This window comes from Sphingomonas humi, assembly GCF_039536725.1.
Lineage (GTDB): Bacteria > Pseudomonadota > Alphaproteobacteria > Sphingomonadales > Sphingomonadaceae > Sphingomicrobium > Sphingomicrobium humi.
In genome coordinates, this window is the sequence record NZ_BAAAZD010000002.1 from 1202111 (window position 1) to 1222280 (window position 20170).

A 20170-nucleotide genomic window follows, 5' to 3' on the forward strand; every position below is an offset into this window, starting at 1 on the left:
TGCACCACAGATTCCGCTGTTAGACCATCAACCGGAACGGTGTAGACTATCTTCCTTTACAGAGCAGCTCGTTGACAAAGCGATCCTCGTTTCTGAAAACGAAGTGTGACCAAGCCATCGGGTGAAGATTCGCAACCACCGGCCGTATCGGCCTTGCGACTGATCCGAGAGCATTCGACGCTCACTCTCTTCGTCGCCGCGGCATTGTTAGGTATCTCGTACCTACTTTTCGGATACTTTTACAAATTGAATTCGCAGGCAGCCGGCGCGAACGGGTTAGTGCTTGGGATCTGGGGACTGCTTGTTTCGATTGTCGGCTTCGTAATCACCTTATGGCAAATCCAGAAAACTGCGAATGCCACTCAAGCAGTTAGTATAGCGCTCTCGCGCCTACGAAATCGGATGGGGACCTTTGATTATGCTTCGGAGTGCATGAGAGCAAATCGAGGCTTGCAGCACTCTTGCCAGCTACTCCGACTGAAGCAATGGAATGATGCGGCTGCGTCGCTGTTTGACGCCCAGATAGTACTCCATCGGCTATCAGTTAGTCAGCATGGTGACGCCAGCGCTCGGACATCTGCAGGCAGCACCTCAAATCAAATTCTCGAGTCTTTACCACTCCTTGAAAGTGCAGCTGAGAAGGATATCGACTTTTCAGCTGCTGAACTTGTTATGACTTTGCGGAAACAGATAAATATCCTTGAGGCCGAAGCTCTGGGGATCAATCAGGAGCTATATGACAATGTCTAAGGTGCAGCAGATTCAGGCTAGCTTCCTAGACTCGCTGCAAGCCAAGCACGCTGAAGGTAAGCTGGTGTGGAAGCCCAGAGAAGGTGAAGATTCTTTCGAAACCGATCTAGACGATCATACCGTTCACATAGACCGGAAAATTATCGGTACCCAGCCAAACTATCGAGTATGGATTTTCCCAAGCAAAGGAGAAGCATTCAGCTTCGACACAAAGAACCTTACTGAAGTCGTGCCTACTTCAGGAAGTGCCGAGACATTCACGAAGTTAGTCGGCGCGATATATAGAGAGCTCAAAGAAAACGTTGCGTTAGAAGTGATTGCGAAGGCGCTTGACGACCTAAATAAACGATAAGCGGCTCAGGAGCTTCGTTCCGCCCTTGAAGGCGTTCAGCCTAGCAGGGCGCTGTTCCGAACACCAAAGGTCTGCTGCACGCCAGCACCCGCCATCACCCGCGCTACCACTTGTGCCAGCTCGTTCGGTCCGTCACCTGCGAAAACCTCGCCATAGCCGACGCCCGCGCGCCGCAAAGCCTCGCGCTTGACGGCGTCGCGGGCGGCCGCAGCGCCCTGGTGATGCCCTTGCCCCTGATACTCAATCGCCAGCCGCGGGCGCTGGTCGGTGTCGACCAGCAGGAAGTCGACTCTCTTGGCGTTGATCGCGTTGAACGCCTCCACCGTGCCGCCGTCCAGCACCTCGCCCAGGCTCACCTGCGTCCAGACCCGCCAGCCGGGCTCCAGCTGCGCGACGATCGGCTCCAGCGCAGCCAGCACCTTCTCCTCGCCCTTGTTGAGGAGGCGCTTGGTCTTGAACTCCGACGCCATTACGATGCGCAACTGCTCGGCGGCATCATTGACGTTGGCGCGGATCGGCGGCGCCGGTTCAGCGGAGCCCAATTGAGAAGGGGGCCACGGCCCGCGCCACCCCGGAGGGGCACCTTTGCGTGGTTGCCGGTTCCACTCGCCTTTTTGCCGCCAATTGCCGCCACCCCTACGCTTTTTCTTCCTGAACATTCGCTCAAGAGCGGCAAAGGCCACCACGCTCACGAAAGCAAAGATGGCTAGAGGGGCAAGATGCGGGAGGGCTTGACCTGCGGCTTTCACCAATAGGTCCATGTAGGGATTGCTCATAGGCTAATCCTGCCACGACAAAGTTATCCAGAAGTTGATCGGAACAAGTAAAAGAACCCGTCACGGAGTAAATCCGTGACGTCGATCAGGTTGCCCGCCTCGGCCTGACGGCCTCGCCAAGCACCTGTCGGCCGGCCGGCTTCGCGGCTCTTCGCGCAAGCTCCCGGTTGCTTTCGCAACCGCTCCCTTGCGCTCGGCGCTTCGCAAATGCGTCTTTCGCACCTCCCCACCCGTTGACCTTCCGAACTCCCCCGGCGTTTTCCGGGTTGAGACCTAGGAAATCCCCCATGCGATCACTCGCACTTCTCCTCGCCGCCGCGTCGATCGGCGCCGTGGCCGCCCCCGCCATCTCGCAGCCCTATCCCGGCCAGACCCCTCAGCCCTACCCCGGCCAGCCGGGCTACGGTTACCCGCAGCAGCAGGGCTATCCCCAGCAGACCTACCCCCAGCAGCAGGGCGGGATCGCCGGGATCATCGGCCAGCTGCTCGGCGGCCGCAACTATGCCGCCACCGACCAGCAGCTGATCGCCCAGTGCGCCGCCGCCGCCCAGGCCGACGTCACCCGCCGCACCCAGGCCGCCTACGGCCAGAACCGCTACCCGCAACCGGGCTACGGCCAGCAGAACTACGGCCAGGCCTATGCCGGCCAGGCCCGCGTCACCGCCATCACCGCCGTCGAACGCCGCGCCCGCGGCAATCTGCGCGTCACCGGCCTGATCGACAGCGGCATGAACGGCTATGCCCAGCCGCCCTATGGCAATGCCTATGGCTACAACCGCAACCAGGTCGCGGCGCAGCAGGGCGACATGCGCTTCGTCTGCAATGTCGACACCGCCGGGCGGGTCACCAACCTGCGGCTGAACCGCACCCGCTGATCGAGCCGGAGCGCGCGGCCGCAAGGTTGCGCGCTCCCCTTCCTACAACCGTCCGGCCGGTTGCGCGGCTCTTCGTGCAGCGCCCCTTCGCTTGGCCTCAGTCGCGCAACGCTCGGCGCTTTCCCATTGACTAGTAGGATTTGTCCTGTCCTATTCTGGTGAATGACGGACGACGCTTCCAACCAGCCCGGTTATTCGCCCCACGAAATCGCCGCCGCCGAACGCCTCCTCGCCCGCGAGCAAGAGCAGGCCGTCCACCGCGGTGACGAGCGGCGGCGCTGGCTGCAGCGGCTCAGCGACGGCAACGATGCCCGCGAACGGCTCGAGACCGAGGCCTTCTACCCCGCCCGAGACGACGGCATGGTCGACCATTATGACGGCGACCACGCCGCGGTGATCGCCGAAACCCCCGAGGGCCAGCGCAAGGATGGCTGGACGGTCGAACGCCGCCTGCTGTTCCTCGACCGCCTCGCCGAACATGGCAGCATCGTCTCGGCCTGCCGCGCGGTCGGCGTCACCCGCCAGTCGGTCTACAAGCTACGCCCCCGCGCCCCGGCCTTCGCCGCCGCCATGGACGAGGCGATCCGCTCCAGCACCGCCCTCCTCGCCGACGTGCTGTTCGACCGCGCCCTCCACGGCCACCAGGTGCCCGTCCTCCACCAGGGCGAGGTGGTCGCCACCCGCACCGTCCACCACGACGCGCTCGGCCTCTACCTGCTGCGCGTCCGCGATCCCCTGAACTACGCCCCGATCGACGAGCTCGACCGCTGGAAGAAGCACCGCGCGATCGACGCCGCGCCCGCCCCCGCCGCCCCGCCGACCGACCTCATCGGGCAGGAGCGCTGCCTTCCGCTCACCGACGGCGGGTTCGATCCTGCCACGTTCCACGCCCTCCCAGCCCCCGCCGCACCTGCCCCCGCCGCCGACCCCGACCCCGCGACCGTGTCAACTTCGACAACTTCGCCGTCCTGAACCGCCGCGCCGCCGCCCTTTCTTCTCTCGTTGAAGAGGCGTAACATTCCCCTCTCGTGACCCTGCGTACCTCCTCGAACCGAAGGAAGGTCTAAGCCATGTTCACCAGCGCTCCGCTCGCCGCCACCACCGCCCTGGCCCTCGTCCTCGCCGCCGCCTCCCCTGCCCCCGCGCAGGACGCGCGCGCGTCCAGCCAGCTGTCCTCTTCCGGCCCGCAGACCAACCCGGCCGCGCCCGCCTGCAGCGCCGACGCGCGCTGCGTCGGCACCGGCACCCTGTCGTTCGCCGGCGGCAGCGCCCCGATCGAGGTCGCCAGCTGGAGCTTCGGGGCCAGCAACCCGACTTCGGTCGGCTCCTCTGGCATGAGCGCGGGCCGCGCCACCGCTCCCCGCGACGCCGCCTCGGGCCTCGCCACCGGCAAGCGCCAGCACCAGCCGGTGACAATGTCCAAGGTCTCGGTCAGCGACCTCAGCTTCACCAAGCGCACGGCGCTGTGCGGCTCCTCCTCGGCTTGCGATTCGCCCTCCAGCGTGACCGTGTCGATGGCCGGCAAGGGCTCGGCCGGCGGCCCCCGCTGCGTTTCGGGCACCCACTTCCCGACCGTGGTCCTGACCGCCGGCCGCGCCTCGGCCCAACTCAGCGACGTCACCGTCGGCGACTGCGACGATGCGGCGGGGACGGTCAGCCTCAACTTCACCAAGATCGAATGGAAATGAGCTCCTAGACCGGCGGCAGCACCGTCAGCCGCGCCGAACGCCCGCCGCAGCGCGAACAGCGCAGCCGCCGCTCGGCGCTTTCCAACGGGCAGGAACCGAAGGCGGTCACCGCCTGCGGCCCGGTCATCGTCCGCGCCGACGCGCAGTCCAGGCAGTCGAGCCGGATGCTCGCCTTGAACCGCACGAGGTCCCCGATGACCCGGATATGCTTGGCCGACATGAGTCGGGGTTCTAGCGCGATGAGAACGTAACAGGAACATCGCCCGCCGCACAAAGCTGTGGATGGACAGCCGCCGGGATCACGCTGCCCCGGAACGACAAAAGGGCCCACCTTGCGGTGAGCCCCTTGAAGAAAATGGCGCGCCCGGAACGATTCGAACGTCCGACCCTCAGATTCGTAGTCTGATGCTCTATCCAGCTGAGCTACGGGCGCTTGCCGAGGGCGGCCTCTAGAGGGGGTCGGGCCCGGGCGCAACCCCTTGTTGCAGGTGAGGCCGCTGTTAGAGGGGATGAATGCGTGCCCCAAGCTCCGCCCCCGTCCTGCTGCTGATGCCGCTGTTGCTGGCAACCGGCCTCGCCGCCTGCGCCCCGATCAAGGACGCCCCGTCGCTTGCCCGCCGCCCGGCCGAGGCGATCGACCCGCGCCTGCCCATCGTCGACGGCTCCGCCGCCCTTCCCTCCGACCCGGCCCTTGCCGCCGCCCTCCGCCAGGTCGCGGCCCCGGCCTTTGCGCAGGCGCCGGCGGTGGACAGCGCTATCTCCCGCGCGGAAACGCTCGCCGCCTCCGCCGGCGCCAATGGCAGCGAAAGCTGGATCGCCGCGCAGCAATCCCTCTCCGCCGCCGTCGCCGCGCAGGAACCCGTCACCCGCGCCATCGGCGCCTTCGATGCCGCCGTCGCCGACCGGATCGCCAGCGGCACGCGGCTGGTGCCCCAGGACCTTGCCAGCGTCCGCGCGATCGCCGCGCAGCTTGACGAACTCGACCGCCGTCAACGCCAGCGGCTGGCTGCCATTCAGGCCAGGCTGGCGCGCTGAGCCTTCCACTCCTCCGCGGTGATCCCGAAGGTCACCTGCGGATTGGGCGGCACGTCGGCCGCAAAGCGCTGGTCGATATAGTCATGCGTGGCCCAGTGCTGCATCCCCAGCCGAAGCATCAGCCCCTGGCTCGGCAGATTGCCCGAGGCCGTGAAGGCGACCACCCGCGGTGCGGCGAAGCGTCCGAACGCAAGGTCGAGCGAGGCAATGGCCGCCTCCTTGGCATAGCCCTGCCCCCACGCCTCTTCCCGCAGCCGCCAGCCCACCTCGACCTCGCCGTGCAGCGCTTCGGCGCCGGGCGCATTGGCCCGCTTGAGCCCGCAAAAGCCGAGGAGCGCGTCGTCGGACCGCCGCTCCACCGCCCAGAAGGTGAAGCCGAAGTCCCGCTGATAGCCGTCGAGCCGCTCGCGCGCCGCCGCCATCTGCGCGGGCGAGAAGACCCCGCCGAGCCAGCGCATGACCTCGGGCGTGTTGGTGACCGTCACGAACTCGTCCCAGCGCGCGTCGTCCCACGTCCGCAGCCGCAGCCGCGCGGTCTCGACCACGATCTCGCTCATCGAAGGCTCAACCCGCGATCAGGCGGGCGGCATCGAGCGCGTGATAGGTCAGGACGCCCGTTGCGCCGGCCCGCTTGAACGCAAGCAGAGTCTCGAGGATCAGCGCGTCGCGGTCGCCCGCGCCGGCCGCCGCGGCATGCTCGATCATCGCATATTCGCCGCTCACCTGGTAGGCGAAGGTCGGCACCTCGAAGCGGCCGCGGACGGCGGCAACGATGTCGAGGTAGGGCATTCCCGGCTTCACCATCACCATGTCGGCGCCCTCGGCGATGTCGAGCGCGACCTCCCGCAGCGCCTCGGCGCTGTTGGCCGGATCCATCTGATACCCGCGCTTGTCGCCCTTCAGCCGGCCGCCCGAGCCAACCGCGTCGCGAAACGGTCCGTAAAAGGCCGAGGCATATTTGGCGGCATAGGCCATGATGGCGGTGTCGCATTTGCCAGCCGCCTCGAGCGCCGCGCGGATGGCGCCGATCCGGCCGTCCATCATGTCCGATGGGGCGACGATGTCGGCACCCGCCTCGGCCTGCACCAGCGCCTGCTGCACCAACATTGCGCTGGTTTCATCGTTGAGAACGCAGCCGCGGCTGTCGATCAGCCCGTCGTGGCCATGCTCGGTATAGGGATCGAGCGCAACGTCGGTCAGCACGCCGATCTCGGGACAGGCGTCCTTCACCGCCTTCACGGCGCGGCAGATGAGATTGTCCGGATTGAGCGCTTCCTCGGCACCGATGGTGCGCAGATTGCCGGGCGTGTTGGGAAACAGGGCGACGCAAGGGATTCCGGCCTCCCATGCTTCCTTCGCACGCGCCCCGATCCGGTCGACCGTCCAGCGGCTGACCCCCGGCAGTGCGGCAATCGGCTCCTCGCAGCCCTGACCGTCGCAGATGAACAGCGGAAGGATGAAGTCGCTCGGATGGAGGCGATGCTCGGCGAGCATGGCGCGGATCCAGGGCGAGGTGCGGCCGCGGCGGAGGCGCAGCGCGGGAAAAGCAGCAGTCATGGCCGCACTATACGGCACCGCTTGCCCGTTCCAAGCATTGGTGGGCCATGAACAACGATACGCTTCCGAAACAGGCCGTCCTCATCGTCAATGCCATGAGCCGAAGCGGAGGTGACGTATTCGAAGAAGCCAAGCGCCTGCTCGAGGAAAGCGGAATCGAGCTGCTCGCCGCGCACGCCATCACCGAACCCGAAAAGATGCAGCCCACCGTGGTCGACGCGCTGGAGGCCAAGGCGCCGATGATCATCGTCGGCGGCGGAGATGGTTCGCTGTCCAAGACGATCGACGACTTTCTCGGGCATGATACCGTCTTCGCGCTGCTGCCGCTGGGGACGGCGAACAGCTTTTCGAAGACCCTCGGGATCGGCACGGATCTCAAGGCCGCGGTGGAAACCATCGCGACCGGGCGCAAGCTACGGATCGACCTTGGCGCGGTGGACGGCGACTATTTCGCCAATGCCGCTGCGATGGGCCTGTCGCCGATGATCGCCGAAACGGTGCCGCACAACCTCAAGCGGACGCTGGGGATCCTCGGCTACATGATCTGGGCGATCCGGGTGGCGTTCAACTTCCGTCCCTTTCGCCTGCGCATCACCGAAGGCGGCAAGGTCCACAAGATCTGGGCGACCGAGGTGCGCATCGCCAACGGCACGCACCACGGCGGGGTCGAACTGGTCGAGAGCGCGGACCTGCAATCGGGCGAGATTGTGGTGCAGGCGGTTACCGGCAAGAGCCTGCTTCACCTCGGCTGGAGCTGGTTTGCGACCCTGTTCAAGCTGCGGTCGCGCAACCAGACCGTGACCGAATATCGCGGGCGCGAGCTGCGGATCGAAGCGCGGCCCAAGCAGAAGGTATCGATCGACGGGGAGCTCAGCGCAGAGACGCCGGTCACCGTCACCGTCGCGCGCGCTGCGGTGTGGGTCGCCGCCCCGCGCGCGGTTCAGACCGCCGCGGGCTGAGTTCGTCCCGCCGCCATCTTCGCCTGCCGCCAGTGGCCCGAGCGATAGTAAGCGATCGCCAGCGTCAGGTTGACGAGGGTCGAAGCTGGAAAGCTCCACCACAAGGCGTCCGGCCCGAGCCAGCGTGACCCCAGCCAGGCGACACCGAGCCGCACCGGCAGAAGCCCGATGGCGAGGATCACCAGCGGCCCCACCACCGCGCCATTGGCGCGAACGGTGCCGAACAGCACCAGCGTGACCCCGAACAGGAGGAAGCTCCAGGTCGCAATCCACTGGATGTGCATGGCGATCGGAAGCGCCGGGCTGTCCATCCCGAGGAACAGCCCAAGCGCGGGCCGCTCGAACAGCAGGAACAGCCCGATCAGGCCGGCGGTGATGATGAGCGTCTGGACGATCGCGGTCTTGGTGATCTCCGACACCCGGTCCCAGCGCCCGGCACCGATATTCTGCGCGGTCATGGCGCTGACCGCAGCCCCGAACGCCATCGCGGGCATCTGGATATAGGTCCATAGCTGCATGGTGACGCCGTAGGCGGCGGTGGTGTGGACGCCCTGCTGGTTGACGAGGCCGACCAGCAGCAGGCTCGAGACCGAGATGACGATCATCTGCAGGCCCATCGGCAGGCCCTTCAGGACGATCGTGCTGAGGCAGGCGCCGGAGGGTTTGAGATAGGCAAGTTCGGCCCCGCGCAGGCGCAGCACCAGGTCCTTGGCGTAGATGTATATGACGAGGCCGCCGAGCGCGATCCAGTTGGCGATCACGGTGGCGGTGGCCGAACCTGCGATCCCCATCCGCGGGAACGGACCGATGCCCGCGATCAGCAGCGGATTGAGGCCGCTGTCGAGGATCACCGCGAGGATCATGAACCACAAGGGCGTCATGCTGTCGCCAGAACCCCGCAGGGCCATCATGAACATCACCAGCAGGATGACCGGCGGCATCCCGAGGAAGATAACGCGCAGGTAATCGTCGGCGAGCGGCACCGCTTCGCGCGGGGTGCCGAGCAGGCCGAGGATATAGGGCGAAAGGAACCAACCCGCGATCGCGACGACGGTACCGAGGATGGCGAAGAAGCCGGCCGCAGTGCCGAAAGCGCGGCGGGCGGCATCGATGTCGCGGCGTCCGAAGGCTTGCCCGATCAGGATGCTCGATGCCATCGAGAAGCCGAAGGTGAAGGCGGTCAGCACGAACACGGTCATGTTCGCATTGGCGGTGGCGGCGAGCGCGTCCTCGCCGATCAGGCGGCCGACCCAGGCGGCATTGATGGAGCCGTTCAGCGACTGGATGATCGACGACCCCAGGGTCGGCAGTGCGAAGGCCAGCAGGGTGCGGGCGATCGGCCCCTGCGTCAGGTCGCGGCGGTTCGGACTTTGCCGCGAGGGAACGGGGGAAGCGTCAGCATCGGCCATCAAGTCACTTTCGTCGTGCCGGGCCTTTGTCCGGCATCTACCTGCCTCTTTGAACGCCGCACCGAGGAAGGTGGACCCCGGCTCAAGGCCGGGGTGACGACTTGCCGTATCGCGTCATCCCAGCCGCGCCAGCGCGGCGCGAAGCCGCTCGGCTTCCGCGGCGCGGGCGTCGTGGTCGGCCCGGGCCTTGGCGACGGCTTCGGGCTTGGCGCGCTCGGCAAAGGCCGGGTTGCCGAGCCGCGCGGCCAAGCTGTCGCGATCCTTCTCCGCCGCTTCGGCGGCCTTCGCGAGGCGCGCGCGTTCGGCGTCGAGGTCGATCGCATCGCCAAGCGGGAAGGCGACGGTCGCGCCGCCCACGACGATCTGCGCCGAACCCGTCGGCGGCGCGTCGGCAAGGACGGGCGCGCCGACCTTGCCCATCCGCCCCAGCGTGGCGGCTTCGCGTTCCGCAAGGTCGAGCAGGGCGCGGTCGCCCTCCCCTGCCAGGACATGCGGCATCAGCGTCGCGGTCCACGGCACGTTTAGTTCGGAACGAAGCGTGCGGACGCCCTCGACGAAGGCGATCAGCGCTTCGACCGTGGCCTTCGCCCCGCCGTCGGCGGCAGCCTTCGGCTCCGGCCACTTGGCGAGGATGAGGTCGTAGGGCCGCTCACCCATGCCGTGCCACAGCTCTTCCGTGACGAACGGCATGAACGGGTGGAGCATGACCAGGATTTGATCGAACGCCCAGCCGGCGACCGCGCGGGTCTCCTCGTCGAAGCCGCCCTTCACCAGCTCCACATACCAGTCGCAGAAGGTGCCCCAGGTGAAGTGGTAGATGGCGTCGGCCATGCCGTCGAATCGCAGGTCGTCGAAGGCGCTGTTCAGCCGTCCGAGCGTCTCGACCACTTCGCCGATGATCCAGCGGTTGACCGGCTTGGCCGCCTCCGGAGCCTCGATCGACTGCGACGGGCCGACCCCGTTCATCTGCAGGAAGCGGGCCGCGTTCCACAGCTTGGTCGCGAAGTTGCGATAACCCTCGACGCGTTTCTCATCCAATTTGATGTCGCGGCCCTGGCTTTCCATCGCCGCCATGGTGAAGCGCAGCGCGTCGGCGCCGTACTTGTCGATCAGGCCGAGCGGATCGACCGTGTTGCCCTTGGACTTGGACATCTTCTGGCCAGCCGCGTCACGTACCAGGCCATGAAGATAGAGCGTGCGCCACGGCACTTCGTCCATGAACTCAAGCCCCTGCATCGCCATTCGGGCATCCCAGAAGAACAGGATGTCGAAGCCGGAAATGAGCACGTCATTGGGATAATGGCGGGCGAGGTCTTCGGTCTTCTCGGGCCAGCCGAGGGTCGCGAACGGCCACAGCGCCGAACTGAACCAGGTGTCGAGGACGTCCTCGTCCTGCTTGAGTGGGCGATCGTCGCCGGCCTGGGCTTGCGCTTCCTCGGCGCTCATCGCGACGAAGGCATTGCCGTCGGCGTCATACCAGGCCGGGATGCGGTGCCCCCACCACAGCTGGCGAGACACGCACCAGGGCTGGATCCCCTCGAGCCAATTGTACCAGGTCTTGGCCCAGGTCTCGGGCACGACCTTGATCTCGCCGCTGCGCGTGGCGGCGGCGGCGCGCTCGGCGAGCGGCTTCACGTCGACATACCATTGGTCGGTCAGCCACGGCTCGATCACCGCGCCCGAACGGTCGCCCAAGGGGGTGGCGATGGTGCGGTCCTCGACCTTGACCAAAGCGCCGGCCTCTTCGAGCAAGGCGACCACACGCTTGCGGGCCTCGAACCGCTCCAGCCCGAGCAATTCCGCCGGCACCAGACCGTCCGCAGTCTGGCAGACATTCGCCGCGGCATCGAGCATGTTGAGCATCTCGCCGGCCTTGAACCCGGCACGCTTGCCGACCTCGAAGTCGTTGAAATCGTGGCCCGGCGTGATCTTGACCGCGCCGCTGCCAAGCTCCGGATCGGCATGTTCGTCGGTAACGATCGGGATCAGTCGGCCGGTGATCGGAAGCCTGATCTGCTTGCCGACATGGCCGGTATAGCGCGCGTCGTCCGGGTGCACCGCGACCGCCATGTCGGCGAGCATCGTCTCGGGGCGGGTTGTCGCGACCTCGATATGGCCGCTGCCGTCGGCGAGCGGATAGCGCAGGGTCCAGAACTTGCCGGCTTGGTCGCGGGTCTCGACCTCGAGGTCGGAAATGGCGGTCTGGAACTTGGGGTCCCAGTTCACCAGCCGCTTGTCGCGGTAGATGCGGCCGCGCTTGTGGAGCTCGACGAAGGTGTGGAGGACGGCCTTCGAAAAGCCCTCGTCCATGGTGAAGCGTTCGTTCGACCAGTCGCACGAGGCGCCGAGGCGGCGGAGCTGACGGGTGATCTGGCCGCCGCTTTCGTGCTTCCACTCCCAGACCTTCGCCACGAACTCGTCACGAGTGAAGTCGGTGCGCTTCTGCTGCTGGGCGTTGAGCTGCCGCTCCACCACCATCTGCGTCGCGATGCCGGCATGGTCGGTGCCGACCACCCACAAAGCGTCCTTGCCCTGCATGCGGGCGCGGCGCGTCAGGATATCCTGCAGCGTGTTGTCGAGCGCGTGGCCGATGTGGAGGCTGCCCGTAACGTTGGGCGGCGGCATGACGATGGTGAACGGCTCCGCGTCCGGACGCGCCGGGCGGAAGGAGTTGCTCTCCTCCCAATGCTGGTACCAGCGGGCTTCGATGGGGCCGGGTTCGAAGGTCTTGGGCAGGTCGGTCATGGAGGGTCCGTTAGCGAACCCTTTCCGTCATTGCGAGCCGGGGGCGAAGCAATCCACCTCGCGCAATGGATTGCTTCGCATCGCTCGCAATGACGAAGTGCCTAGTTGGCGGGCGTGTTCCCAGTCCACTGGCCGAGCCACTTGCCAACCTCACGGTACCATTGGATCGAATTCTGCGGCTTCAGCACCCAGTGGTTCTCATCGGGGAAGACCACCAGCTTAGACGGGATGTTGCGGCGCTGGAGGGCGGTGAAGGCGGCGATCCCCTGCGTATAGGGGATGCGGTAATCCTTCTCGCCGGTGATCACGAGCTGCGGGGTCTTCCACTTGGCGACATGGTTGACCGGGTTCCACTTCTCGAAGGCCGCGGGGTCTTCGAAATAGGCCTTGCCGCCATGCTCCCACTCGTCGAACCACAGTTCTTCGGTCTCGTAGGCCATGGCCCGGGCGTCGAACACGCCGTCATGCTGGACGATGCACTTGAAGCGGTCGGGCCACTGTCCCTCGATCCAGTTCATCATGTAGCCGCCGTAGCTGGCGCCCAGCGCGCAGGCATTGTCCGCCTGCAGCTGCTTGTCCTGGCTGGTGGCGAAGGCGAGGCCCTTCTGCAGGTCCTCCAGCGGCCAGCCGCCCCAGTTGTTGCGGATCGAGTCGGTGAAGGCCTGCCCGTAGCCGGTCGACCCGTGGAAATCGACGCTCACGACTGCATAGCCCGAACCGAGGCCGGCAAAGGCGCGCGAATTCCAGCGGTAGGACCAGCCGTTGCCGAAGCTGCCCTGCGGCCCGCCATGGACGACGAAGGCGATCGGCATCGTCTTGTTGACTACCGGCTTGACCTTGATGCCCCAGACCTTGTCGCCATTGGCGCCGGTGAAGCTGAAGCGGTCGACCGTGATCGGGTCGAGTTCGGCCAGCAGCTCCTTGTTGACGGCGGTAAGCTGCACCGGCTTGGCCTTGCCCTGCAGGAGGTAGAGGTCGTCGGGCGCCTGGATGCTGTTGGAAGTGTAGAGGATCGCGCCGCCCGGCAGCGCGTGGACGTTGCCGGTGTGGCCCTCGCCGGTCAGGCGGGCGATCTTTCCGGTGCCGACATCGACCCGGAAGATCGGTGCTTCGAGCGTGTCCTCGGCCGTGACCAGGATCGACTTGCCGTCGGGCGCCCAGGCGATGGAGCCGACCGAGCGGTCCCATCCTTGCGTCAGCGCGCGGACCTTGCCGCTGGCAAGATCGCGCAGCATCAGCACCTGGCGGTCGGCTTCGTAGCCGGCACGGGCCATGGCGAAATAGGCCAAAGTCCGGCCGTCGGGCGAGACGGTCGGAAGATTGTCGGTGCCGTCATTGTCGGCGGTGAGGTTGGTCGGCTCGCCCGATCCGTCGGCCGGCGCCGCGAAGATGTCGAGGTTGGTCGACAGCGGCTCGATCCGCCCCGCCTCACGCAGCGTGAAGAAAATCGTGCGGCCATCCTTCGACCAGTCGATCTCCTCGCCGCCGCCGAACGGCTTGGACGGCGTGTCGCCGACCAGCGCGCCGGTCACGCGCGTTCCGAACCCTTGCAGGCGGCCGCCCGTAATCGGGAAGGTGTAGATGCGGCTCTTGGTGCCGGGCTCGGCCCAGCTATCCCAATGGCGCACGAACAGCTGGTCGTAGACGCGGCCCGAGCCGCCTTCCTTGGCCGCAAAGGTCGTCGCGGCACAGGCGAGGTCGGGACAGTCGCGCTGGTCGGCCCAGACCAGCACCGCGTCACCCTTGGGCGACAGCTTGAACCCGCTGATATCGGCGCCGAAGTCGCTCATCACGGCCGGCTGGCCGCCGATCGCCATGTGGTGGAGCTGGTCGCGGTCGCCCACGGCCTTGAGGAAATAAAGCGCGCCGTCCGGTCCGAACACCGCGTCATGCCCGCCGTCTGCGCCCGCGATCGGCTGCGGCGCGCTTCCGCGCTGCTTGAGGTCGAGCAGGTGGAGGACATTGGACCGCTTGTTCTTGGCAAGATCGGTCGTCGACAGGCTGAACACTGCATAGCGACCGTCGGGCGAGACTTCCGGCGCACCGAGGCGACGCATCATGTGCATGTCGGTGGCGGTCATCGGCCGGGCGGTGGCGACGGTCGGGGCGAGAACGGCGGCAGCGGCCGCCAGCAGCAGGGTGCGCTTGATCATGGCGCCGAGGGGTAGCAGCGCTGCGATGAACCGCAAGCGACTTGCGCGCGGCGGGTTAGAGGCCCTGCCCCGTGATCCGCCCGATCTCGCGCTTCACATGTTCATCGACGATGCCCGGCAAGTTCTGGTCGAGCCAGTCCTTGAGCATCGGGCGGAGCATGTCGCGCACCATCTGCTCGAGCGGATTGACCGCGGGCGGCGGCGGCGCGGCGGCGGCGGCTTCCTGCAGCGCGGCAAGCCGGGCGCGGCTCGCCTCGGCAGCATCTTCGCTGACGAGCGGCGGGCCAAGGTCGACCTCGAGCAGGCGCAGCTCCTCGATGACGGGCTCGTCCAGCTCAAGCACTTCGGCCTCGGGCGGCTCGTCTTCGGCCGGCAGCTCGAGCGGGACCGGCGCCGCGACCTGGACGGCGCTGCGCAGCTCCTTTTCCTCCGCGATCACTTTCTTGATCGACGCAAGGATGTCTTCCATCGAGGGTTCGCGGCCGGCCATGCGTCGTAGCTAGCCTTAACGCGGCGGGCTTGTCACCCCTGACGCCGGGGGACCGGCGACCGGCGTCTCCTCGGGTGAGACGGTGCGGGTCGAACGGGGGACGTACCGGCCTTCGCTCGACCAGTCGTTCCACTGCCCCGCGACCTGACGATAATTACCGAGCGGATCGTAGAGCGGGCCCCCATCGAGGCCGAGATCGTCGGCCTCGGCCTGGCCCATGGCGTTCAGCAGCTGGAAGCCGGCGACATATTGGTCGCGGCGGGCGCTGACGAGCTGTACCTGCGCGTTGAGGAGCTCCTGCTCGGCATTCAGCACGTCGAGCACGGTGCGGGTGCCGACGCTGCGTTCCGCCCGGGCGCCCTCGAGCGCAAGCTGGGCGGCCGAGACGGCGACCTCGTTCGAGGTGATCGCCTGGCGTGCGGCGGCAAGGCTGGCATAGGCCGAACGGACCGCCTGGACGACTGCGCGCTCGGTCTCGATCGTGCGTTCTAGAAGCTGGCCCTCGATCGCCCGTGCTTGCGAGATACGGGCGCTCGGAAGGCCACCCTGATAGATCGGGATGCGGGTGTTGACCCCGACGCTGGTCTGGGTGCCAGAGCGGCCAAGATTGCCGACGTCGCCCGACACGGTGTTGATGTAATCGCCGCTGACGACACCCGACACGGTCGGCAGCCGGTCGGCTCCGGCGACGCGGACGTCGAGGCCGGCGGCCTGGGTCTGCCGGACAACGGCGATGACATCGGGATTTTCGACCAAGGCGATTCGAACCGCTTCCTCGGCCGTGGCCGGAAGCGGCGGGAGCGGCGGCGGCGAGGCGAGCTGGCCCGGGGCCTGACCGATCACCTGCCGGTAAAAGGCTTCGCTCGACAGCAGGCGGCCCTGCGCCAGCGCAAGGTTGGAGCGGGCCAGCGCCAGTCGCGATTCGGACTGGGCGACGTCGGTGCGGGTAAGGTCGCCGATCTGGAAGCGGTCGCGGGTCGCCTCGAGGTTGGTCGAAAGGACCTGCACCTGGTTGCGGTTCAGCTCGACCACGTTGCGATCGCGGATGACGTCCATGTACGCCTGAACCGCCTGCACGAAAACGTCGCCTTCGACGGCGCGAAGGGTGGCGCGACCGGCCTCGACACGGGTGCGCGCGGCATCGACCGAATTGCGGACCCGGCCGCCCTGGAACAACGGAACGCTGAGATCGACCCCGCCCGACACGATCGGTCCCTTGCTGCGCCCGGTATCGAGCACGCCCGAACGCGTTAGGTCGCGGTTGAGGCCTACCGTTGCGGCGACCTGCGGCCGGCCCGCGGCACGGGCGATCGCGACACTGGCGTCGTTGACACGCAGCGCCTCGCGCTGGCCGTTCAGCGTCGGGTTGAAGCGATAGGTCGAGACCAGGGCTTCACGCAGGGTATCGGCCGCGGCTGGGCTCGCGAGGGCCAGCGCGAGGAGCGCGCTGCAGCTGAGGAGGTGGCGCAAGGGTCTGCTTTCCAGTTGATTCAAAAGGTGAAGGCCGCCGGCCGGGCGAACCCCGGGAGCGGTGCCATGGAGGCGTCGGCAATGCTCTTGAGCCCGAAGCCATGAACCGAACGTGTGCCGAGCATCAGCCGCGGCACCCCGCCTTCGAGAAGGCCGGCGGCAAGTCGTCCGCCCGGCTTGAGCTGCTCGACGAGCGCATCGGGCAGCTGCTCGACCTGGCCGTCGATCAGGATCACGTCATAGGGTCCGTGGTCCGGCGCGCCCTGTTCGAGCGGGCCGGCAACCGCCGTGACACCGTGGAGGGCGCCAAGCTGCGCGAAAAGGGCGGGATCGCTTTCGACCGCCACGACCTCGAGCCCCATGGCGGCGAGGACGGCGCTGCTGTACCCGCTTCCGGCGCCGACGACGAGCGCGCGCTCACCGGCGCGGCATTCCAGTTCGGTCAGCATCCTCCCGACGCTCGCGGCCGGGCTGAGGCCGCGGCTGGCGTCGAGGGGAACGATGCGATCGATATAGGCGATGGCGGTGGAGGCCGCCGGAACGAAGGATTCGCGCGGGACGCTGGCCATTGCCGCGACCACCAACGGATCGGTCACCGCCTGCGGGCGTAGCTGGCTGTCGACCATCGCTCGGCGCGCCTGGGCAAAATCCATCGGGTCCTCGTCGTCCTTCTTGGCTGATCGTCCGCGGGTGTCTTATCGCACTAAAACACCGCGAGTGGCAATGCCCATGTAGCCATCGCAGGCCGCTCCGCCAAGCAAGGCGGCGACCGTTTATCGAAGACTCGCGCCACAAGGTCGAGCGGGCGAACGGCCATGCTTGGCAGGAACAGCACGCTCGGCTCTAACAGGAAGGTGCCGTAAACGCCTGATTCCCTGCGGAGAATGAATGACCTTGAAGCGTAGTGCGGCATTTGCCTGCCTTGTTCTGCTCAGCGGCTCCGCCCTGGCATCGGGCGTTGCAGCGCCCTCCCCCGCCCGCGCTCCGGCGTCCGCAAAGTCGGGATCCGGCTGGATGCGCGGCGAAGGGTTGCGCGCCGATCCCGAACTGGTGCTCGGAACGCTGCCCAACGGAATGCGCTACGCGATCCGCCGCAACAAGACACCGCCGGGGGAAGCCTCGGTGCGCCTCAGGATCGACACCGGCTCGCTGAACGAGGCCGACGACCAGCGCGGATTAGCCCATTTCCTCGAACATATGGTGCTGAACGGCACGGAAAACGTCCCCGAGGGCGATTTCGTCAAACGGCTGGAGCGCGCTGGCCTCCGCTTCGGACCCGACACCAACGCCTCGACCGGGTTCGGGCAGACGGTCTTCAAGCTCGACCTGCCCCAGGCGGACAAGCCGACGCTCGACGAAGCCTTCTTCCTGCTGCGCGAAGTCGTCGGGCGGGCGAAACTGGACGCCGCGGCGGTCGACCGCGAACGCGGAATCATCCTGTCGGAAGAACGCGCCCGGGCGACCCCCGGCTATCGCCTTCTGGTCGATCAGCTGGGCTGGCTCTATCCCGGACAGAAGCTCGGCTCGCGGCTGCCGATCGGCAGCACCGACGTGATCCGCACCGCCCCGCGCCAGCGCCTCGTCGACTTCTACCGTGCCTGGTACCGGCCCGAGCGGGCGACGCTGGTGATCGCGGGCGATGTCGATCCCGCCGACATCGAACGGCGGCTCCGCGCGACCTTTGGCGACTGGAAGGGCATGGGCCCGGCCGGTACTCCAGCCGACCAGGGCCGACCCTCGCCGCGGGCCGGCGACGGGCGGCTGTTCGTCGATCCCGCCGTCGCCGCCGGCGTGACGATGAGCTGGGTTCGCCCGCCCGATCTCAGCCCCGACAGCATTGCCGGGCGGACTCGCGACCTCGAGGAGCAGCTCGCCGCCGCGATCCTCAATCGCCGCCTCGAAAAGCTCGCCCAGAGCGATGGCAATCCGCCCTTCGTCTCGGCGCGCGTCGGCAGCTCGGAACTGGAAGAGACGGCCGGCACCACCTCGCTGATCGGCCAGGCCCGCCTCGGCGACTGGCGAAGCACGCTCACCGCCATCGAACAGGAACAGCGCCGCCTCGTTCAACACGGCGTTACCGCCGACGAAGTGGAGCGCGAACTGACCGGGCTCAAGGCCGCGCTCGAAGCCGGGGTCGCGGGGGCGGCGACGCGGACCTCCAGCTCGCTCGCCGAAGCGATCGTAGGATCGGTCGACAATGACACGGTGGTGACCAGCCCGGCCGACCGGCTCGCCTTCTACAAGGCCGTCGCTCCGACCCTGGACCCCGCAAGCGTCGGAGCGGCTGCCAAGCGGCTGTTCGAAGGATCGGGACCGCTCGTCTACCTGACCCTGCCGCGTCCGGCCGCGACCAAGGAAATGCTGCTCGCGGCCCTCGACGCATCCCGCAAGGTCGCGGTCTCCGCGCCCGCAGCGCAGGCCCGCATCGCCTGGCCGTACGGAAACTTCGGCGCGCCCGGCAAGGTCGTCGAGCAGCGCGCCTTTGCTGACATCGGCGCGACCTCGGTCCGCTTCGCCAACGGGGTGCGGCTGATCGTCCGCCCGAGCGCCGCGCGCAAGGAGCAGGTGCTGGTCAGCGTGCGCTTCGGCAACGGGCGGCTCGCGATGGCGGCCGATCGCAGCAGCCCGGAATGGGCGCTTGGCTCCGCCTTTACCTTCGGCGGCACCGGCAAGCTCGACGCCGACCAGGTCAATCGCTCGCTGACCGGACGGCTGGTGGGCGCGACCTTCGGGGTCGACGACGATCGCTTCGTGCTCGCGGGCGTCACCCGTCCCGAAGACCTGACGACGCAGATGCAGCTGCTCTCGGCCTATGTCACCGATCCGGGCTGGCGACCGCTCGGGTGGGAGCGGATCAAGGCGCAGGCCGCCTCGATCCACGACCGCTTCGAAAGCTCGCCGGGCGGCGTGCTCAGCCGCGATCTCGGCCTTATCCTGCGGTCGGGCGACAAGCGCTGGCAGATCCCGAGCCGCATGGCGATGCGGATGAGCAGCATCTCGGAAGGACGCTCCCTTGTCGACCCGGCGCTCAAGAATGGGCGGATCGAAATCATCATGGCCGGCGACATCAGCGTCGAGCGGGCGATTGCAGAAACCGCTGCAACCTTTGGGGCCTTGCCGCCGCGGGGCGACAGCGACCTCAAGCCTGGATCAATAAGCTTCCCCCCGCCCCCGCCGGGCGGTCTCCTCACCCTTACCCACAAGGGCCGCGACGATCAGGCGGTGGCGCTGATCGCCTGGCCGACCACCGGCTATTCGCCCGAAACGCGCCAGCTGGCGCGAACGCTGACCCTGCTCGGCGCGGTCTTCCAGCTGCGGATCACCGACGAACTGCGGGAAAAGGAAGGCGTCAGCTACGCTCCGGCAGCGGCGCATGGAGCATCATCGACCTGGCAGCGCTACGGCTATCTGGTCGCGCAGGTGGAGGCACCGCCAGCGACCCTCGACCGCTTCTTCATCGAAGCCCAGAAGATCGCCGACGACCTCGCGACCAAACCGGTCGATGCGGACGAGCTCACCCGCGCCCGCCGCCCGATGCTGGCCTCAATCGAACGGGCGCGCGACGGCAACGCTTACTGGGCAAGCGCGCTCGAGGATCTCGGCACCGATCCCTTCACGCTCGAAAGCATCCGCACCCAGCGCAGCGATATCGAGGCGATCACGCCGGCGATGCTGCAGGAAGCCGCCAGGCGCTACCTGCTTCCCGCGACCGCCTATCGCGTCAAGGTGATCAAGGAAGCGGCGCCCACGCCGATTTCCCCGCCGGTCGCAGCCACGAAAGATTGACAGGCGAGCGGCACCCCTGCTTAGGGGTCGCGCCGCATCGGGGCCCGATGGCGGAGTGGTGACGCAGAGGACTGCAAATCCTTGCACGCCGGTTCGATTCCGGCTCGGGCCTCCATTTTTCTTAT

General features: G+C 67.1%; 18 protein-coding genes and 2 tRNA genes. 9 read left to right on the forward strand and 11 right to left on the reverse strand.

The window, feature by feature from the left end; genetic code table 11:
• The first annotated feature begins 105 nt into the window (after positions 1-105).
• Both ABD729_RS13705 and ABD729_RS13710 read left to right on the forward strand, forming a co-directional pair.
• Entirely contained in the window at positions 106-750 is a 645-nt protein-coding gene (locus ABD729_RS13705; RefSeq protein ID WP_344711290.1) for a hypothetical protein, read from the forward strand.
• A complete protein-coding gene (locus ABD729_RS13710; protein WP_344711292.1) occupies positions 743-1102 on the forward strand; it encodes a hypothetical protein in 360 nt (119 codons plus the stop codon). The genes ABD729_RS13705 and ABD729_RS13710 overlap by 8 nt, the downstream gene beginning before the upstream one ends.
• A 35-nt stretch (positions 1103-1137) precedes the next feature.
• Here ABD729_RS13710 and ABD729_RS13715 read toward each other — a convergent pair whose 3' ends face one another.
• Positions 1138-1878 carry a DUF2726 domain-containing protein gene (locus ABD729_RS13715; RefSeq protein ID WP_344711295.1) on the reverse strand — a complete coding sequence of 247 codons (741 nt, stop codon included), beginning with the start codon at positions 1876-1878 and terminating at the stop codon, positions 1138-1140.
• A 287-nt stretch (positions 1879-2165) separates the two neighbouring features.
• On the opposite strand from ABD729_RS13715, the gene ABD729_RS13720 reads away from it, so the two are divergent.
• The 3 genes from ABD729_RS13720 (at position 2166) to ABD729_RS13730 (ending at position 4441) form a co-directional block, all read left to right on the forward strand.
• Positions 2166-2753 carry a hypothetical protein gene (locus ABD729_RS13720; protein ID WP_344711298.1) on the forward strand — a complete coding sequence of 196 codons (588 nt, stop codon included), beginning with the start codon at positions 2166-2168 and terminating at the stop codon, positions 2751-2753.
• 162 nt (positions 2754-2915) lie between these two features.
• The gene (locus tag ABD729_RS13725; RefSeq protein WP_344711301.1) at positions 2916-3725 is read left to right on the forward strand and encodes a hypothetical protein; all 810 of its coding nucleotides are present in this window, start codon (positions 2916-2918) and stop codon (positions 3723-3725) included.
• Between the two features lie 98 nt (positions 3726-3823).
• Positions 3824-4441, forward strand: coding sequence for an Hcp family type VI secretion system effector (locus tag ABD729_RS13730; RefSeq protein WP_344711304.1), 618 nt, complete (start codon positions 3824-3826; stop codon positions 4439-4441).
• Between the two features lie 4 nt (positions 4442-4445).
• Here ABD729_RS13730 and ABD729_RS13735 read toward each other — a convergent pair whose 3' ends face one another.
• Entirely contained in the window at positions 4446-4661 is a 216-nt protein-coding gene (locus ABD729_RS13735; protein ID WP_344711307.1) for a hypothetical protein, read from the reverse strand.
• Between the two features lie 136 nt (positions 4662-4797).
• Positions 4798-4874 (reverse strand) — tRNA-Arg (locus ABD729_RS13740).
• 80 nt (positions 4875-4954) lie between these two features.
• On the opposite strand from ABD729_RS13740, the gene ABD729_RS13745 reads away from it, so the two are divergent.
• Positions 4955-5476 (forward strand): hypothetical protein, encoded by a 522-nt coding sequence (locus tag ABD729_RS13745; RefSeq protein WP_344711310.1) that lies wholly within the window; start codon positions 4955-4957, stop codon positions 5474-5476.
• On the opposite strand, the gene ABD729_RS13750 is transcribed toward ABD729_RS13745, so the two are convergent.
• Together ABD729_RS13750 and hemB are read right to left on the reverse strand one after the other, a co-directional pair.
• A complete protein-coding gene (locus ABD729_RS13750) occupies positions 5455-6033 on the reverse strand; it encodes a GNAT family N-acetyltransferase (protein WP_344711312.1) in 579 nt (192 codons plus the stop codon). The two genes, ABD729_RS13745 and ABD729_RS13750, sit on opposite strands and share 22 nt — an antisense overlap.
• A gap of 7 nt (positions 6034-6040) precedes the next feature.
• Positions 6041-7033 (reverse strand): porphobilinogen synthase, encoded by a 993-nt coding sequence (gene hemB, locus ABD729_RS13755; protein WP_344711315.1) that lies wholly within the window; start codon positions 7031-7033, stop codon positions 6041-6043.
• A gap of 47 nt (positions 7034-7080) precedes the next feature.
• Between hemB and ABD729_RS13760 the strand changes: the two genes are divergently transcribed.
• Positions 7081-7992, forward strand: a complete 912-nt coding sequence (locus tag ABD729_RS13760; RefSeq protein WP_344711318.1) for a diacylglycerol/lipid kinase family protein — start codon at positions 7081-7083, stop codon at positions 7990-7992.
• Here the strand turns inward: ABD729_RS13760 and ABD729_RS13765 are convergent.
• From ABD729_RS13765 to ABD729_RS13790, 6 genes are all read right to left on the reverse strand, one after another.
• Complete coding sequence (locus ABD729_RS13765) at positions 7974-9401, reverse strand: MATE family efflux transporter (RefSeq protein WP_344711321.1); 1428 nt, start codon at positions 9399-9401, stop codon at positions 7974-7976. The two genes, ABD729_RS13760 and ABD729_RS13765, sit on opposite strands and share 19 nt — an antisense overlap.
• Positions 9402-9515: 114 nt before the next feature.
• Positions 9516-12146, reverse strand: a complete 2631-nt coding sequence (locus ABD729_RS13770; RefSeq protein WP_344711324.1) for a valine--tRNA ligase — start codon at positions 12144-12146, stop codon at positions 9516-9518.
• A 101-nt stretch (positions 12147-12247) separates the two neighbouring features.
• Positions 12248-14299, reverse strand: coding sequence for a S9 family peptidase (locus tag ABD729_RS13775; RefSeq protein WP_344711327.1), 2052 nt, complete (start codon positions 14297-14299; stop codon positions 12248-12250).
• Between the two features lie 55 nt (positions 14300-14354).
• Positions 14355-14789 (reverse strand): DUF2497 domain-containing protein, encoded by a 435-nt coding sequence (locus ABD729_RS13780; protein ID WP_344711330.1) that lies wholly within the window; start codon positions 14787-14789, stop codon positions 14355-14357.
• Between the two features lie 15 nt (positions 14790-14804).
• A complete protein-coding gene (locus ABD729_RS13785) occupies positions 14805-16259 on the reverse strand; it encodes a TolC family outer membrane protein (protein WP_344711333.1) in 1455 nt (484 codons plus the stop codon).
• Between the two features lie 20 nt (positions 16260-16279).
• On the reverse strand, positions 16280-16912 hold the full coding sequence (locus ABD729_RS13790) for a protein-L-isoaspartate O-methyltransferase family protein (RefSeq protein WP_344711336.1): 633 nt from the start codon (positions 16910-16912) through the stop codon (positions 16280-16282).
• Positions 16913-17147: 235 nt separating this feature from the next.
• Here ABD729_RS13790 and ABD729_RS13795 point away from each other — a divergent pair, with 235 nt between their 5' ends.
• Together ABD729_RS13795 and ABD729_RS13800 are read left to right on the forward strand one after the other, a co-directional pair.
• Positions 17148-20045, forward strand: a complete 2898-nt coding sequence (locus ABD729_RS13795) for a M16 family metallopeptidase (RefSeq protein WP_344711339.1) — start codon at positions 17148-17150, stop codon at positions 20043-20045.
• Between the two features lie 41 nt (positions 20046-20086).
• Positions 20087-20160 (forward strand) — tRNA-Cys (locus ABD729_RS13800).
• The last annotated feature ends 10 nt before the right edge of the window (positions 20161-20170 follow it).